17 protein-coding genes are annotated in these 14,751 nt (G+C 31.4%); all 17 read right to left on the bottom strand.

Going from position 1 to position 14,751, the window contains the following annotated elements; all coding sequences use genetic code 11:
- Nucleotides 1-9 precede the first annotated feature (9 nt).
- The 17 genes from fliS to BN2409_RS06230 all read right to left on the bottom strand — a co-directional run bounded on the left by fliS (nucleotide 10) and on the right by BN2409_RS06230 (nucleotide 14,729).
- The gene (gene fliS / locus BN2409_RS06305) at nucleotides 10-399 is read right to left on the bottom strand and encodes a flagellar export chaperone FliS (RefSeq protein WP_053955795.1); all 390 of its coding nucleotides are present in this window, start codon (nucleotides 397-399) and stop codon (nucleotides 10-12) included.
- Nucleotides 400-420: 21 nt separating this feature from the next.
- Nucleotides 421-2,181 (bottom strand): flagellar filament capping protein FliD, encoded by a 1,761-nt coding sequence (gene fliD / locus BN2409_RS06300; RefSeq protein ID WP_053955794.1) that lies wholly within the window; start codon nucleotides 2,179-2,181, stop codon nucleotides 421-423.
- A gap of 29 nt (nucleotides 2,182-2,210) precedes the next feature.
- Nucleotides 2,211-2,576 (bottom strand): flagellar protein FlaG, encoded by a 366-nt coding sequence (locus BN2409_RS06295; protein ID WP_053955793.1) that lies wholly within the window; start codon nucleotides 2,574-2,576, stop codon nucleotides 2,211-2,213.
- A 134-nt stretch (nucleotides 2,577-2,710) separates the two neighbouring features.
- Nucleotides 2,711-2,887: a YjfB family protein gene (locus tag BN2409_RS16750; protein ID WP_110942986.1), complete on the bottom strand. Its 177-nt coding sequence runs from the start codon at nucleotides 2,885-2,887 to the stop codon at nucleotides 2,711-2,713.
- Between the two features lie 132 nt (nucleotides 2,888-3,019).
- Nucleotides 3,020-4,420 carry an ATP-binding protein gene (locus tag BN2409_RS06290; protein ID WP_053955792.1) on the bottom strand — a complete coding sequence of 467 codons (1,401 nt, stop codon included), beginning with the start codon at nucleotides 4,418-4,420 and terminating at the stop codon, nucleotides 3,020-3,022.
- Between the two features lie 218 nt (nucleotides 4,421-4,638).
- A complete protein-coding gene (locus BN2409_RS06285; RefSeq protein ID WP_053955791.1) occupies nucleotides 4,639-5,001 on the bottom strand; it encodes a DUF8042 domain-containing protein in 363 nt (120 codons plus the stop codon).
- A 157-nt stretch (nucleotides 5,002-5,158) separates the two neighbouring features.
- Nucleotides 5,159-6,787, bottom strand: a complete 1,629-nt coding sequence (locus BN2409_RS06280; RefSeq protein ID WP_053955790.1) for a flagellin N-terminal helical domain-containing protein — start codon at nucleotides 6,785-6,787, stop codon at nucleotides 5,159-5,161.
- A gap of 193 nt (nucleotides 6,788-6,980) precedes the next feature.
- A complete protein-coding gene (locus BN2409_RS06275; protein ID WP_053955789.1) occupies nucleotides 6,981-7,154 on the bottom strand; it encodes a carbon storage regulator in 174 nt (57 codons plus the stop codon).
- A gap of 375 nt (nucleotides 7,155-7,529) precedes the next feature.
- Nucleotides 7,530-9,227 carry a flagellin N-terminal helical domain-containing protein gene (locus BN2409_RS17625; RefSeq protein ID WP_053955788.1) on the bottom strand — a complete coding sequence of 566 codons (1,698 nt, stop codon included), beginning with the start codon at nucleotides 9,225-9,227 and terminating at the stop codon, nucleotides 7,530-7,532.
- 168 nt (nucleotides 9,228-9,395) lie between these two features.
- A complete protein-coding gene (gene csrA / locus BN2409_RS06265) occupies nucleotides 9,396-9,623 on the bottom strand; it encodes a carbon storage regulator CsrA (RefSeq protein ID WP_053955787.1) in 228 nt (75 codons plus the stop codon).
- The gene (gene fliW / locus BN2409_RS06260) at nucleotides 9,617-10,057 is read right to left on the bottom strand and encodes a flagellar assembly protein FliW (protein WP_053955786.1); all 441 of its coding nucleotides are present in this window, start codon (nucleotides 10,055-10,057) and stop codon (nucleotides 9,617-9,619) included. The genes csrA and fliW overlap by 7 nt, the downstream gene beginning before the upstream one ends.
- Nucleotides 10,058-10,296: 239 nt before the next feature.
- Nucleotides 10,297-10,863, bottom strand: a complete 567-nt coding sequence (locus BN2409_RS06255; RefSeq protein WP_053955785.1) for a DUF6470 family protein — start codon at nucleotides 10,861-10,863, stop codon at nucleotides 10,297-10,299.
- A gap of 12 nt (nucleotides 10,864-10,875) precedes the next feature.
- Nucleotides 10,876-11,811 carry a flagellar hook-associated protein FlgL gene (gene flgL / locus BN2409_RS06250; protein ID WP_053955784.1) on the bottom strand — a complete coding sequence of 312 codons (936 nt, stop codon included), beginning with the start codon at nucleotides 11,809-11,811 and terminating at the stop codon, nucleotides 10,876-10,878.
- A 12-nt stretch (nucleotides 11,812-11,823) separates the two neighbouring features.
- Complete coding sequence (flgK, locus tag BN2409_RS06245) at nucleotides 11,824-13,440, bottom strand: flagellar hook-associated protein FlgK (protein WP_053955783.1); 1,617 nt, start codon at nucleotides 13,438-13,440, stop codon at nucleotides 11,824-11,826.
- A 12-nt stretch (nucleotides 13,441-13,452) separates the two neighbouring features.
- Nucleotides 13,453-13,944, bottom strand: a complete 492-nt coding sequence (locus BN2409_RS06240; RefSeq protein ID WP_053955782.1) for a flagellar protein FlgN — start codon at nucleotides 13,942-13,944, stop codon at nucleotides 13,453-13,455.
- Between the two features lie 12 nt (nucleotides 13,945-13,956).
- Nucleotides 13,957-14,232, bottom strand: a complete 276-nt coding sequence (gene flgM / locus BN2409_RS06235; RefSeq protein WP_053955781.1) for a flagellar biosynthesis anti-sigma factor FlgM — start codon at nucleotides 14,230-14,232, stop codon at nucleotides 13,957-13,959.
- An 83-nt stretch (nucleotides 14,233-14,315) separates the two neighbouring features.
- Nucleotides 14,316-14,729: a TIGR03826 family flagellar region protein gene (locus tag BN2409_RS06230; protein WP_053955780.1), complete on the bottom strand. Its 414-nt coding sequence runs from the start codon at nucleotides 14,727-14,729 to the stop codon at nucleotides 14,316-14,318.
- Nucleotides 14,730-14,751: the final 22 nt, after the last annotated feature.

The raw sequence follows: 14,751 nt of genomic DNA, 5'->3' as shown, positions 1-14,751 counted from the left end.
GATCCCTCATTACTTCTTTTTAGCAAGCTCTATAGCTTGTTTCCAAGTATCTCTCAAATCATTTACAATAGGTAAAATATCTTCTATCACCTTTTTATCTTTTTTCAGATTTGCTTGTGCTAATTGATCTATTAAAAAATCATAAATAGGGCGAAGGCCTTTTGATATATCATATTTCATGTCTAATGTAGCATTGAGTTCTATCAAAATATCACTTGCTCTTATAATCACTTCATGGGATTTTTGAATATTTTTTTGATCTATATATAAAATAGCTTGATTCATAAATTTTACAGCACCATTATAAAGCATCAATGTTAATTCCTCTGGTGGTGCTGTATTTACTGTATTTTGTTTATATTGATTAAATCCATTTTGATATGGATTTCTCATTGCCATCTAAATCCTCTCCTTTTTGTATTACATGCCACCTAATTGCTGAGCAACCCAAGAACTTTGAGATTGCATTTTGCTTAATGCCTTCTCCATTGCAGTAAATTTATCCCAATATCTTTGTTCAACTTGAACAAGCCTTTTTTCTTCATTAGTCATTTTCTTTTCTAGATCTAATGTATCTTTATCTATATGACTAATAGAACCCATTTTGGTTACAAAATCAATTAATAAATTGGCTTTTACATCTCTATAAATAGAAGCATTTTCTCCTGTTCCAGCTTTATTGACAATATCTTTCATTCCTGTGATTACATCATCAAACAAACGATTCATAAGACCTGATTCTTTTCGCATCTGTTGTCTTTTTTTTGTTTTATATTCTGATTTTTGCGCATCTGACCACGAATCATCCATACCTTCTGTCTCACTTGTAACAGAAGATGGTTTAAACAACAGATTCAGTACTCCATCTACATCTTCTCGAATGGCTTCTTTTAATTTAATATCATCAATGACAAGTTTTCCTTTGTCTTTCCACTCACCTGTTTTAATGCCTATTTTCGTTAATTGATTAAATCCAGATAATAAGTTCTCTTTATTTTCCTCTATTCCCTTGTCAGGATCATATTGTTCATATACACTTTCATATAGCCCACTTCTCATATTTTGAAGGGTACGATTGATATGTTCATCTCCTCGAAGTAACCCACTTTTGGCTTTTTGTTCCCAAAGTTTTATATCATTCTCCTTCATGGCATCTCTTTGCTCTTTTGTTAATGGTTGAAAGGTTCTATATCTTTTTTCAGAAGTTTTTTTATTCATTTTATCTATTAATTCATTGTATTTATCTACAAAAAACTTAATTTTATTATAAACTTCATCTACATCTGTATCTACGCCTATAGTGTATTCTTTAGATGGATCTGCAGCTTTTAAATTTACTTCGATTCCATTGATGGTAAATTGATTGGAAGAGTATTCTAAACCTTCTGCACCATCAAAATCTATGATAGCATCTTGACCAGTTTTTCCATTCTCAGAAAAAATCTCATCACTTAACTTAAAAATATCTTTCATCCAAGTAGGATCTTTAGGGTTCCCACCTGCATCTAGTTCTTGAACCTTTATCTGTGCATTTTTACCTGTTCCCTTTGTAGATAAAAACAATCTTCCTTGCATATAGTCAAAACTAGCTTGTATTCCTATTGAAATTTCTGGAGTATTAGGATTATTATCATGGTCTATTGTTCCTGTATTGATTTGTTGTATCAAACTATTAATAGTAGTACTCTCATCTACTGTAATTTCTTTTCCATTAATTTCAAAACTTCCACTACCACCGAAACCTTGTAATTCTGAAATTTTTGTTTGTCCTGTAATAAATGTACCTGATGTAGTTTCTATTTTGCCTGAACTCGCTACACTAACTCCTTCTGCCAACCTCTCTACTCTTATTTTATGTGTTCCCGTTGGAGCTTTAGATGTACCTTTTGCAGTAAATATGTCTTCGTTAGATGAAGCGGCTTTTTTTACCCAAGTAAGATTTGATGTATCTCCTATTAAAGATCCAAAGCTTTTTCTTTCCACTCCAAACTCTTTTGTTACATCTAATATGAAGTTTGCAAAATCTTTGTTTACATCATTATATTGTTCTTGTCTCCAATTATTTGTCTCTCTACTTTGATAATATTTGTCTGCTCGAACTCTCTGAACTCTCATCATTTCTTTGACCATACTTTCTGTATCCATACCAGATGCTATTCCGCTAAAACGATTTACATTCATTTTATTCCCTCCCTTCTACTGTCCGATTTTTATGCTTTTTTATCTAAAAATAGTCCCGTTCTTTCCATCATAGATGCCACCATATCTAAAACTTTTTCTGATGGAATCTCTTTGATCACTTCTTTTGTTTGATCATTTACTATTTTTACCATTATTTGTTTCGTTTTTTCATGAATAGAAAATTGAAGACTTGTACCATCTAATTTTAAATCTTTATTTGATTTTTCAATGGCTTCTATCAGTTGATGCTCTCCTGGAAAATTATTGGGTTTATTGGAAATATTCTCTACATCTACATTGTTATCCTCTATTTTTGTCCCACATTCTGCTGTCTGACTTGTATTTTGATATTGATTTTGATTTTGAAAAGCTATACTTCCATCGATTCTCATCATCATACACCACCCTATTTTATATTCTATTATTATATCGGATAAAAAGAATCTACTCTTTATATATAGAGTAGATTCTTTTTATTTTTTCGGTATTTTTATATAAAATGTGACAAACAAATTCTTTCTTAAAACCTTTAAAGTTTTAAATCAATACTTCCTCCAATATGAGGATTTACAGACTGTTCCATCATCTTTGTCAAATCTGACATTTGCTCTTTAGACGTATCCATTGCCATTTTCATAACTGACACACTAGACTGTTGCGCTACTTTCATTTGACTAAGTCCCATTGATAAAGCTGCTATATCCATAAAATCAACTCCTTCTGTATAAAGTATCGGCAATTTTTTTAAAATTCTTTATATCTTTATTAAAAATCCCATAGATCAACTAATTTTTTAGTCTTTCCATGAGATCTTTCATAATCAAGATACCTATCCTTTTTATTCTCCAAGAATCTCTGTAGAAAAATCTACTAATATAATTTTTTCATTATGACTTGAAAAATTTATAACATCTTTTGTAAAACCTGACTTTGAAAAATATATATAATATTTATTTTCATATTTCAAAGCTTGAGATTTTTCTATCAATGAATGGACAACATTCATGTCTAAAAGCTGATTTCTCCATTTACATTCACCAATTAATGCATGATCTTTAGAGGTGGCTAATATATCTATTTCTTCTTCTCTCTTCATAATAGGATTATTCCCCCACCATCTCCCTATTTTTTCAAAAACAAAAGGTAGTTTCATGCTTTTATTTTTAGCTTTGAGAAAATCCACACAAATCTTTTCAAATGTACTTCCTAGAAAATCATTTAAATCAGGTAAAATCTTATGTTCATATACATAGTCAATCATTTCTTGTTCTATTAGTCCTATGTTATTAAAAATAAATCTATACCAAAACCGAAACAAATGATCTTTTATAGAATAAATGGTTTTTTTACTAGTTTCTTTCTCTCCTACTGGAACTTCTTTCTCTACAATTTGAAGCTCTATAAGTGATTTTATATAATTAGAGCATTTTGAACTATCTTCACCTACCTTTGTAGATATCTCATTTAGCTTCGAGCTTCCAGTAGCGATTACTTCAATAATTGAATTATATAAAGCTGGTTGCCTAAGCTCTTGCTTTAAAAGAGTTGCTGGCTCTTCATATAAATAGCTTGATTTGTCTAATATATGATTTTTTATATTTTCTTCAATAGAAAAGGAATCCTTAAACTTTAACAAATACTGTGGTATTCCTCCAACAATTCCATAGGCTATTATCTTATGTTCTACACTATAATTCGGAAAAAACTTTATACTATCAAAAAAATCAAAGGGTTCTATTTTCATTTGAGATGTTCTTCTTCCATAAAGAGGACTTTTATACGAAAGAATCTTTTTTTCCATAAAACTCATAGAAGATCCACACACCACGATAAATAATTTACTGTCCTTCAATTGATGATCTATTAAGTTTTGCATCAGTGAAGGTATAGAATGATTGGCTGCAACTATATATGGAAATTCATCTATGATTAATACAATAGGCTCTTTCTTAGCTTTTTGGTTAAGAAATAAAAAAGCTTTCTCCCATGAATCAAAACCTTGCATCCATTCATCCATATGAAAATGTTCCAATATTTTTTTAGAAAATTTTTCTAAAGCTACTTTGTCATTATATTCTTCTGCTACAAAAAATATAGAATTTTTATTTTTACAAAACTCACTTAATAGTCTTGTTTTTCCAACTCTTCTTCTTCCGTACATAACTACAAATTGAAAATTATTTTCACTATATAATTTTTCAAGAATCTTTCTCTCATATTCTCTACCTATAAATTTCATTTCTTCACCTTTTTCATTTTATAATACTTTTATTATACCCTAAATAAGCTAACTTAAACAAGAATAAGTTATTTAAAATTAACTTAATTATAATTATGTTTTATTTGTTTTATCAAAAAATCTCATAGATCAACTAATTGTTTAGTCTTTCCATGAGATTTTTTATAATCAATATACCTGTCTCTTTGATTCCTCTTTACTTCATCTCCATGTATATCTTAAGATACTATATAAGGTCTTAAAGTTTTTTCTAATTCTTTCTTCCAGTTTTTAAAAGCTGGTTCTATGTTCAATTGCATGATTTCTACTGACTTTTGTCCTTTTGTAGTTTCGTATTCTTTTACCATAGTATCCAATGCATTCCTTAATTTGTAAGTTGCTTCTTTTATTTTATTATCTTGTTTCTCTAGGATTGGCGTGATACTTTTCTCAATCTCTATAAAGGCAGTTATAAGATCTGTCATCACTGTTATAGTTGCTTCTATGTTAAGTTGTTCTAGTTTTTCCTTAACATAGACTATTCCTTCTTCCATTGTTTCTAAAAGATCTAATGTTTTTTGAATCACTTCTTGCTTTGCCATAAGTCTCCTGCTTTCTTTTTAATCTTTTTAAGACACTTAAAAATATTCATTTATACTTAATCAAGGTACCTGTTCTTACGATTTATTCCACATATTACAAAAGAGCCAGAGGAAAAATCCTCTGACCCTCTATTGTTATATATAGATTCAATTATAATTATCTTAATAATTGAAGTACTCCCTGAGGAGCCTGATTAGCTTGAGCTAGCATTGCTTGAGCTGCTTGTTGTAAGATGTTATTCTTTTGGAATGACATCATTTCTTTTGCCATATCTACGTCTCTGATTCTTGATTCAGATGCTTGTAGGTTTTCAGCTGATGTATCTAAGTTTTTGATTGTGTGCTCTAATCTATTTTGGAATGCTCCAAGTTCAGAACGTTGAGCAGATACTGAAGCTATTGCACTTTCAAGTGTAGTAATAGCTTTTTGTGCATCTTCTCTTGTTGATAAATCAACATCCTTAATACCTAACGCATCTGCTCTCATATCCCCTATACTAATTTCCATAGTTTGACCTTCATTTGAACCAATTTGGAAACTTGCTTTAAAATCTTCTTGAACTCCACCATCAGATACAGTAATATCATTTCCTGCTTTTCCACCTTCTTTAGCAGTAATTGTTAATGTACCATCTGTATTGTCTGTAACTGAAACTCCATCTAATTTGTCTCCTAATTGATCAGCAATAGCTTTAGAAAGAGCTACTTCTTTACTAGCAGTTGCCGCTAAAGCATCAGAAATGTTAACTCCTACAGCATCTCCTTTATAAGCTCCATCATTCGCATTATAAAATTCTACCTTTTGTCCATTAATAGTAATTCCTTTTTTAATTAAATCTTCTAATTTAGCATCTGTAGAAACAGAACTAAAATCTATTGTTCCACTTGCCTTATCATATACTGTAGTTCCTATTGAATCTGTTCCTCCAGTAACTGTTCCTGATCCTCCTATAGTAGATGCTCCTATAAACCCTTTAGAACCTTCAAAATCTCCTCCAGCTGTTATAGTAGCTGTATCTCCACTTGCAGCAACAGTATAATTTCCAGCTAATTTATCATTTGCTGCAATTACCTTTGTTAACGCATCTTTGATTGCAGTTGCAGAAGTTGTTGCATCTGCTGATGCAGCTAAGTTTACTGTAGCAGATTTACCAGTTACATCAAATACTTTTGCTGCTCCTTTTCCATTATCAGCTGTATCTGCAAAAGTAATCGTAACTTCTTCTCCATTTAAGTTAAGCTTAACAGTATCTCCTTTAACAAATGCAGATCCTACCTTAAGTGCTTGTGTTGCATCAGTATGAGTCACATCTCCACCAGTTAAGTTTGATTTAGTTACAAGACCCGTTTTATCTAAGCTTGAACTTCCATCACCCTTTAAAAGACTTTGTGTATTAAACTCAGTTGTATTACCAATTCTATCAATTTCATTTTTTAATTGTTTAATTTCTCCTTGAATAGCACCACGATCAATTTCAACGTTTGTATCATTTGAAGATTGAACTGCAAGTTCTCTCATTCTTTGAAGGATTGCTTGAGTTTCTTGAAGTGCTCCTTCTGCAGTTTGAATCATTGAAATACCATCTTGACCATTTCTTGATGCTTGGTTTAATCCTCTAATTTGTGCTCTCATCTTTTCAGAGATAGAAAGTCCTGCTGCGTCATCTCCTGCTCTATTGATTCTTAATCCTGAAGATAATTTTTCGATTGATTTTGCTCCAGTGTTTGTGTTGATACCCATTTGTCTATGAGTGTTCATAGCCATCATATTGTGATTGATAATCATAATATTTCCCTCCTTGAATTTTAAATGTGAGCTTCCTTTCTCACTATAAATTTATTTATATGATAAGCTTCATCGCCTAGGATGATGAAGCTTAAAATATCTAAACAAAAAGACGAACTGAAACTTATGAATTTATATAGCATCCTGCTAATAAATCCATAAAATTCAACTCGTCCCTGAGTTTGATCTTTTTTTATTTTGCTAACTCCATTTGTTCTTGTTCGTATAATTCTCCACGAACAATTCTTACTTCCCTCGGTGCATCAATGGCTAGTCTTAAATCACCATCATTGCTTTTGACTACCTTTACTTTGATATTTTCATTGATTACTACATATTCTCCTGGCTTCCTGCCTATAACTAACATATTTCTTCCTCCTTGAATGATTTCTATATTTTTAGTGTTATATGTATAGTTCTATGGTCTTAATTTTACTCATGCTTTAGAACCATATATATAATACTAAATATTTTTGTCGAAACATGTCATATTTGCTGGTAAATATATTTTTTTTCCTTAGGAATGAATTGACCCATTTAACCAATTCATTCCTATCCGAATAAAGAATTTTAATAAACAAAAGACGAGTCAATACACCTATACTTCTTTGCGTCCTGCAAATTGTATAGATGATATCAACTCGTCCCTGAGTTATGCCCTTATTATTTTTTTTATTCGTCCCTGAATCATCTCATTCGTCCATGAATGATCTTCAAAAGGAAATCTAAATATTTAAATTATCTATCTTAATAATTGAAGTACTCCTTGAGGAGCCTGATTAGCTTGCGCAAGCATTGCTTGAGCTGCTTGTTGTAAGATGTTATTCTTTTGGAATGACATCATTTCTTTTGCCATATCTACGTCTCTGATTCTAGATTCAGATGCTTGTAGGTTTTCAGAAGATGTATCTAAGTTCTTAATTGTATGCTCTAATCTATTTTGAACAGCTCCTAATTTAGAACGTTCAGAAGATACATTTTTAATTGCAGTTTCAAGTTTTGTAATAGATTCAGAAGCACCTGTTTGTGTACTTAAATCAATTCCATTGATTCCAAGAGCACCAGTTCTCATATCATTAATGGATAATCCCATAGTTTGTCCTTTATTTGCACCGATTTGGAATGTAACTGCACCTGTAGCTCCACTTTGTCTAGAAGCTTGATCAAGACCTAATTTTGATAATGCATCTCCATTTGTAACATCTTGAAGGTCTACAGGACCACTTGGACTAGAAATTGTTAATCTTCCATTTTCAACACTTACAGCAACATCTTTAATTTTTTGCTCTTCAGATGTAAATCCTGCTGCCGTGTTGTAGTTTCCAATTGCAGTATTGATAGCTGTTTGTAATGCAGTAGCATATGTGTTCGCATCAGAACCCGCTGCTGCTACTGGTGAAGTAATTTCCATTGTATGTCCATCAATAGATAATTGGAATTTATCTGTACCTGCCATAGCGTCTAATACTTGATTTGTTCCAGAAGTTTGAGTAACAGCTCCTCCTGCCATTTCAGCATTTGCACCTACATATAAGCTTAGAACTGATTTAGCTCCTACTGCTGTAGTAGTACCATCTGCTAATTTAGCTGTTGCAGCTCCGTCAGTACCATGATAAAGTTCAACTTTTGAATCATTTCCTTCAGCAGTGCTTTCAATTTTGAATGTTCCTGCTGTTGAATCTGTTATTTTGATGTGACTTGCTCCTGTACCTGATTCATCAATAGAAGCATTGATCACACGTTCCATAATATCTCTAACTTTTCCACTAGTAGTTGCATCTAAGTTAGTTGTACTGTAATCCGCATTTAAAACTGCTTTATCTTCTGCTGTTAAATGTTTATTCCAATCAATTGTAATTTTTTCTCCATCAATTACTAATGCATCTTTAGCTGTCATATCAAGGTTTGCTCCACTTGCATTTACAGCTGCTGCAGCTACACCAGTTAAAGAACCACTTGTTTGTTTAAATACTTGAGCACCTGATACTGCATTTACTCCCCCTGCAGCACCTGCGGATGAAAGATTTCCATTTAAAAGTTTCTTTGTATTGAATTCTGTTGTATCTCCAATACGATCGATCTCACTCTTAAGCTGAGTAATCTCTCCTTGTATTGCATCTCTGTCTACATCTACGTTTGTATCAGAAGATGATTGTACTGCTAATTCTCTCATTCTTTGAAGTATCGCATGTGTTTCTTGAAGTGCTCCTTCAGCAGTTTGGATCATTGAAATACCATCTTGAGCATTTCTTGATGCTTGATCTAATCCTCTAATTTGAGCTCTCATTTTTTCAGATATAGATAGACCTGCTGCATCATCTCCAGCTCTGTTGATTCTTAATCCTGAAGATAATTTTTCAATTGATTTAGAACCATTTCCTTGATTGATTCCCATTTGTCTATGAGTATTCATTGCCATCATATTGTGATTGATTATCATAATGCATTCCTCCCTGAATGTTTTTTGTTGGACATCCTGTCCTATCATTTTATTTTGTTGTTAATCTTACTATAGGCCTATATGTAAGAATGTTTTTTTACTTACACTATTATTATCGGTACATCTTTTTCATACTTTAGCATTTTTTTTAAAAAAATATTAATTTTTTCATTTTTTATTAAATAAATTTTTGATTCCTTCAAAATCAAGCTTTCCAATAGCAGCTTTCTTATTTTCTTCTTCTATTTCTATATATACTTCTTTTCTATATATATCTATTTCTTTAGGAGCATTGATCCCAAGTCTTACTTTTCCATCTTCTATACTTATTACTTTTATTTCCATTTTATGATCTATGATAATACTTTCATCTTTTTTTCTACTTAAAATTAACATGCTCCTTCCTCCTCTAGTAAATAATATTTGAGAGGATATTTTTCATCATCAAGTAATAGTTGTTTTCCACTTTTCTTTTTCATATTAATTACTAAAGGCGCTCTTGTATTCATAGTTATTTTACTCATATCATCAGGTATTACTACAATAGTAAAAATCATTAAATCTTCTTCTTTTTCAATATTTAATTCTTCTATTACTTTATCTGGAATATGAAATTCATAATCATTTTTAAATAAAAAAGGGTTTGTAATGACAAATGTAAGCTCCGGCTCATCTATAGCTTGTAGCCAATGAAAAGGCACTTCCTTTTCTGGATTTGTGATAATCGTATATTTTTTTATATTTTCAAACCCTGGTATTCCTTCTTTAAATTCAATAATTTTTTGATCATCTATCTCTATTTCTCCAAAATGCTTGGTGTTTAGTATCATATATTTTCCTCCTATGCTTGTATATACATAAATACATTTTTATCTACGTGACGCAATTATACACACAAGGAACAATTATTGAGAATTTGTGAAAATATAGAATAAGTGAGAAAATCATTAGCATTACACTGTTTGAGCATAGCGAGTTTGTAATGCTATTTTCGACCATTTCTATATATTTTCCAAATTTGAAAATCAGTGACGTTGTGCATAATTTCGTCTCTTTGTACTTAGAAAGTTCAACCAAGCTGGTTGAACTTTTCTCTCATATACTCTATATGTATGCTATTTTTTTGTCTTAGATAAATGTCTACTTTTCCAGCAGTATAATCTACTATAGGCTTATTTACTTTTACATCCATATTTACTTTTCCTTCTTTGACTTGTATATCCACATTTCCACCTTTAAAATCTATAATCGGTCTACTGGTAGGGATAAAACCTATATTCCATTCCTTTTTAAATATTAGATATGCATTTTCTTCTGCTTGATTGGCTATAGTGTCTTCATTTTCATGAATATCCATAAGCTCATTTCCTTGCCTTACAATTTTGTCTATGGTTTCACCCATCTTTTGCCTTGCAAATTCTACATTATCTTTTGTCAGATCCTTATAATTTTTTAGTCCTGCTTCTGCACGGCATGGATATTGATCAATTTGTACTTGTATAGGCTCTGTATGAATTTCTAATTTGGGCTTTTCTGTATGCATGTTCACGTCTGCTTTTGGCTGCTGAATTTCTAATTTTGCATTTGTAGTTTGTATTCCAATCAGTGCTGGTTGTGTTTCTATACGAAAAGGCATAATATCCTCTCCCTATCTAATAAAATCTACAAGGCTTGGCTGAATAACCTTTGAACCTGCTGCTAATGATGCTCTATAGACACTTTCTGCAGTTTTTAAATCAATGCTAACTTGTGCCATATCTGCATCTTCATTTTTAGATAAAAGTCCTGTAAAATTTATAATATCTCTATCAATACGCTTCATAGTCATTTCCATTCGATTATATTTCGCTCCAAGTTCTCCACGAACAGCAAGTATATTTTCATGATGTTGGTCAATTCTTCCTAATATTTTATTAATATCATCTTGCTTATCTTCTTTTAATGCTGTACTCAAATCTTGAAATAGTTCTATAAGTTGAGCTGAGTCGTTTACTTTAGGCTCAGTAGTTGTATTCACTTTATCTTGATCGCCCGGTCCTACTCCAAATAATTTGTGTCCTAGAGTATTTACTGTTACTTCATCTGCAATACCTATTTTGTAATTCATTTTTTCATCATCTGCTAAAGCAATATTGTACTTTCCATCTTTATCAAATAGCTCTTTATCTGTTTTATAGCCTGAGAAAACATATTTTCCTGCATACGTAGTATTCCCTAGTTTGATCAATTGTTCTTTTAATTGATCCATCTCTGCTTGTATTTTTTGCTTGTCTTCTTTTGTTTCTGTTCCGTCTGCACTAACAGCTAATTCTCTGGCTCTTTGTAGTACATTTCCTATATCCTCTATAGCTGATTCTGTAATTTCAAGAAATGAAATTACATCATTAGCCGTTTCTTTATTTTGCTTTAATTCTGCTACTGCCGTATGTAGTGTCAAGCTTTTAGATGTTCCTACTGGATCTTCTGATGGCAAAGTAAATTTCTTAGTGGTACTAAATTGTTTATTGTAAAAATCTAATCTAGACAAGTTAGAATTTAAATTCATAAGAGTAGTATTCACCATCATAGAATTTGTAATTCTCATTTTTTATTCCCCCTATCTTCCAACAACACCCATGCCGTTGATAATTTTATCTAACATTTCATCTATTGTAGTAATCATACGTGCCGATGCATTATAAGCATGCTGATATTTAATCATATTTCCCATTTCTTCATCTAATGATACACCTGATATCGATTGACGTTTGTTGTCCAATTGTTTTATAAGTACATCTTTACTTTTTACAATAGTTTTTGCTGCTTGTCCATCTACTCCTAGGTTTGAGATTAAAGATTTGAAAAAATCATCTGGTTTTCCCCAAGCAAACATATTTCCATCCTGTCTTAAATTTAAAAGCTCTAATGCATTTGATCCATCACCAACAGCATTATCAATTTTTGCTGCTGCAATATTATTAGGATCTTTTGCTATATCTGCTGATATAGATAAATCTTTTGCTCTTATGATTTCTGTTTCATACCATTTTCCATTTGCTTTAAAAATAATTTTTCCTTCATTAGCAGGATCTTTTTTATAGTCTGCTTTAATATCTGCATCCGTCTTTGTTGTATCAACTGTTATTTCCTTATATCCCATAGTTCCTGATGTATAATCTAATGGAGGGACATTAAAAAAGGCATGCTCATTTCCTGCTCCTGCTAATCCATACCCCTGTCCATGTTGCATATTAAATCTCGCTGCAAATGTAGTGCTAAATTGATTGAGTTGATCCATATAATAAGGAATTCCTTTTTCACTTCCATCTATATTATCCCTCATATCTATAAGTCCTTTTAATTTTCCTTCTCTACATTTAAAAGAACCACCATTTTCCCATGTCACATCTAAAAGCTTTGGTTGATCGATTCCTTTATTTTTCTCCATTCCAGGCTCTCTAGGTACTGTAATGAGTTTATTTGCAGTCTCATGAGAAACTAGCATATTACCGCCTACTAAAATCCTCATTTTTTTAGCATTTGTTCCTGCATTTTGTATAGGCATTTCATCGATTTGTATATCTACAAGCTGAGACAATTCATCAATCAATAAATTTCTTTGATCTCTTAAGTCATTTGCATTGCTTCCATCCAACTCATAGCCAAATATTTGTTCATTAAGCTTTGCAATTTGTTCTGCATATCCATTGACTTGATCTACTGTAGTTTGTACTGCAAAGTCTATATTCTTTTGCATATTTTCTAATTGAGTATACATATGATTTAAAGTTTTGGTAAGATGTATTCCTCTTTCTCTTACAAGTGCTCTTACAGTTAGGTTATCTGCTTTTTCCCCTTGGCTAAGTTGCTGTATAGAATTGAAAAATTCATCCATAGATTTTCTAATTCCGTCTTCTGATGGTTCATTAAAGATAGCTTCTATTTGAGTCAAGCTCTCATATCTTGCATCCCATTCTCCAGCTGTCATAAATTCTTGTCTGATTTTAAAATCTAAAAATTCATCTCTGATTTGCTGGATATGTGCTGTATCTACTCCTGTTCCTTGCATTCCTTGACCACCAGGCAGTGGCATAGGAAAAGATTCATTCATTTCAAGTCTTTGTCTACTGTATCCTGGTGTATTTACATTAGATATATTATGTCCTGTTATTTCAAGAGCTCTTTGACTTGCAAAGAGCCCTGATCTTGCAATGTTGAGTCCAAAAAAACCCATATTTGTATCACCCTATCCTTTGGCATCAATTAAACTTGATGGTTTTATGATTTGTTGCTCTGTTTTGTTTCCATAAGTAGTTGTCACTTGTGCATTGTTTAAAATATTTATATTAAAATCTATATATTCTAATTGCTGTTTTGTAAGCTGTTGATTGGTATCATTTAAGCTTTGTATTTCTTCTAATAATTTACTTAGCTTTTCTCTTATTTCTAATATTTTTTCTTTATAAGGATCTTCGATATACTCACATAGCTGTGTGATATTTTCAATCCAATTGATCTTTTGTTCAAATAATATATTTCCAATAATAGCCGTTCTGATTTGATCAATTTTTTGCGTATTTCTAATAATATCTTGTTCTTGGCTAATAATTTTTTCTAATTCTTTGATATCTCCTAATATTAAAACTTCTTTTTTCTGCTCCCCTAAAGTATAATAATCTTTATAGATTTCATATTCTTTTGTTAAAGCTAAAATCAGTTGTTCAACGGATTGGGACATTTTGTCTCCTCCTTAAATCTTTTGATCAAACATAGAATCTACTACTTCTTTCAATGATGGATGATAATTTCCTGATTGAATTTCATTTTTTATTTTCTCCACCTTATCTTTTCTAACATCAGGTAGCTTTTTATAAGCATCTACTGCCAATTGATAATCTTTTGCCCCTTGAGAAATCTCCACTTGGTCTTTTATTGATTTGACTTTTTCCGTTTTGTTTACGTGATTTATATTTTTATTGTAATTACTTAATATTTTTTGTATATTTGGATTATGATTAATTTTCATAAAAAACCCCTCCACTCTACCGATAATTCTACTTTAGTATCGGCAAAAGGAGGGTATATGTTTACCTATTTTTATGAAATTTATTATATTCTCTTTTTTCTTTCTGCTGTATACATTTTTTCTCCTGAACTTTTAGCAGGTGTTGGTTTCGGTTTGGAGAATCCGCTTTTTAACTCTTTCTCTAATTCATTTGCACAACTATCACAAAATCTTCCTGTACGAATCCCCTTTCCACATCTTTCACACTCTAAAAATAGTGCTGCATCATCTCCTACAATTTCTAGTCTTCCTTGTCTTAAATAACGAAGAATCTTATCTTCATCTACTCCTGTTTCTTCTGATACTTCTGTAAGAGTAGCACCTTTATTTTCATAAATATATTCTTTTACAATCTTAAAATCATCATCATCTTTTCTTTGACATCTTGAACAAATCTTACTAACTCCATTATATTGAAAAATTCTTCCACATTCTTTGCAATTTCTGATTTCTGCCATAATCTTTCCCCCTCATTTTTAT

The sequence above is a fragment of the Inediibacterium massiliense genome (assembly GCF_001282725.1).
GTDB classification, from domain to species: domain Bacteria; phylum Bacillota; class Clostridia; order Peptostreptococcales; family Thermotaleaceae; genus Anaerophilus; species Anaerophilus massiliensis.
Note: the sequence above shows the minus strand (reverse complement) of the source record. Positions and strands in the feature narration are given on the sequence as shown.

What these genes read in the sequence shown, in the direction of transcription:
- fliS (WP_053955795.1), bottom strand. Translation starts at nt 399, where the DNA reads ATGGCAATGAGAAATCCATATCAAAATGGATTTAATCAATATAAACAA.
- fliD (WP_053955794.1), bottom strand. Translation starts at nt 2,181, where the DNA reads ATGAATGTAAATCGTTTTAGCGGAATAGCATCTGGTATGGATACAGAA.
- BN2409_RS06295 (WP_053955793.1), bottom strand. Translation starts at nt 2,576, where the DNA reads ATGATGAGAATCGATGGAAGTATAGCTTTTCAAAATCAAAATCAATAT.
- BN2409_RS16750 (WP_110942986.1), bottom strand. Translation starts at nt 2,887, where the DNA reads ATGGATATAGCAGCTTTATCAATGGGACTTAGTCAAATGAAAGTAGCG.
- BN2409_RS06290 (WP_053955792.1), bottom strand. Translation starts at nt 4,420, where the DNA reads ATGAAATTTATAGGTAGAGAATATGAGAGAAAGATTCTTGAAAAATTA.
- BN2409_RS06285 (WP_053955791.1), bottom strand. Translation starts at nt 5,001, where the DNA reads ATGGCAAAGCAAGAAGTGATTCAAAAAACATTAGATCTTTTAGAAACA.
- BN2409_RS06280 (WP_053955790.1), bottom strand. Translation starts at nt 6,787, where the DNA reads ATGATTATCAATCACAATATGATGGCTATGAACACTCATAGACAAATG.
- BN2409_RS06275 (WP_053955789.1), bottom strand. Translation starts at nt 7,154, where the DNA reads ATGTTAGTTATAGGCAGGAAGCCAGGAGAATATGTAGTAATCAATGAA.
- BN2409_RS17625 (WP_053955788.1), bottom strand. Translation starts at nt 9,227, where the DNA reads ATGATAATCAATCACAATATGATGGCAATGAATACTCATAGACAAATG.
- csrA (WP_053955787.1), bottom strand. Translation starts at nt 9,623, where the DNA reads ATGTTAATTTTAAGTAGAAAAAAAGATGAAAGTATTATCATAGATCAT.
- fliW (WP_053955786.1), bottom strand. Translation starts at nt 10,057, where the DNA reads ATGATACTAAACACCAAGCATTTTGGAGAAATAGAGATAGATGATCAA.
- BN2409_RS06255 (WP_053955785.1), bottom strand. Translation starts at nt 10,863, where the DNA reads ATGCCTTTTCGTATAGAAACACAACCAGCACTGATTGGAATACAAACT.
- flgL (WP_053955784.1), bottom strand. Translation starts at nt 11,811, where the DNA reads ATGAGAATTACAAATTCTATGATGGTGAATACTACTCTTATGAATTTA.
- flgK (WP_053955783.1), bottom strand. Translation starts at nt 13,440, where the DNA reads ATGGGTTTTTTTGGACTCAACATTGCAAGATCAGGGCTCTTTGCAAGT.
- BN2409_RS06240 (WP_053955782.1), bottom strand. Translation starts at nt 13,944, where the DNA reads ATGTCCCAATCCGTTGAACAACTGATTTTAGCTTTAACAAAAGAATAT.
- flgM (WP_053955781.1), bottom strand. Translation starts at nt 14,232, where the DNA reads ATGAAAATTAATCATAATCCAAATATACAAAAAATATTAAGTAATTAC.
- BN2409_RS06230 (WP_053955780.1), bottom strand. Translation starts at nt 14,729, where the DNA reads ATGGCAGAAATCAGAAATTGCAAAGAATGTGGAAGAATTTTTCAATAT.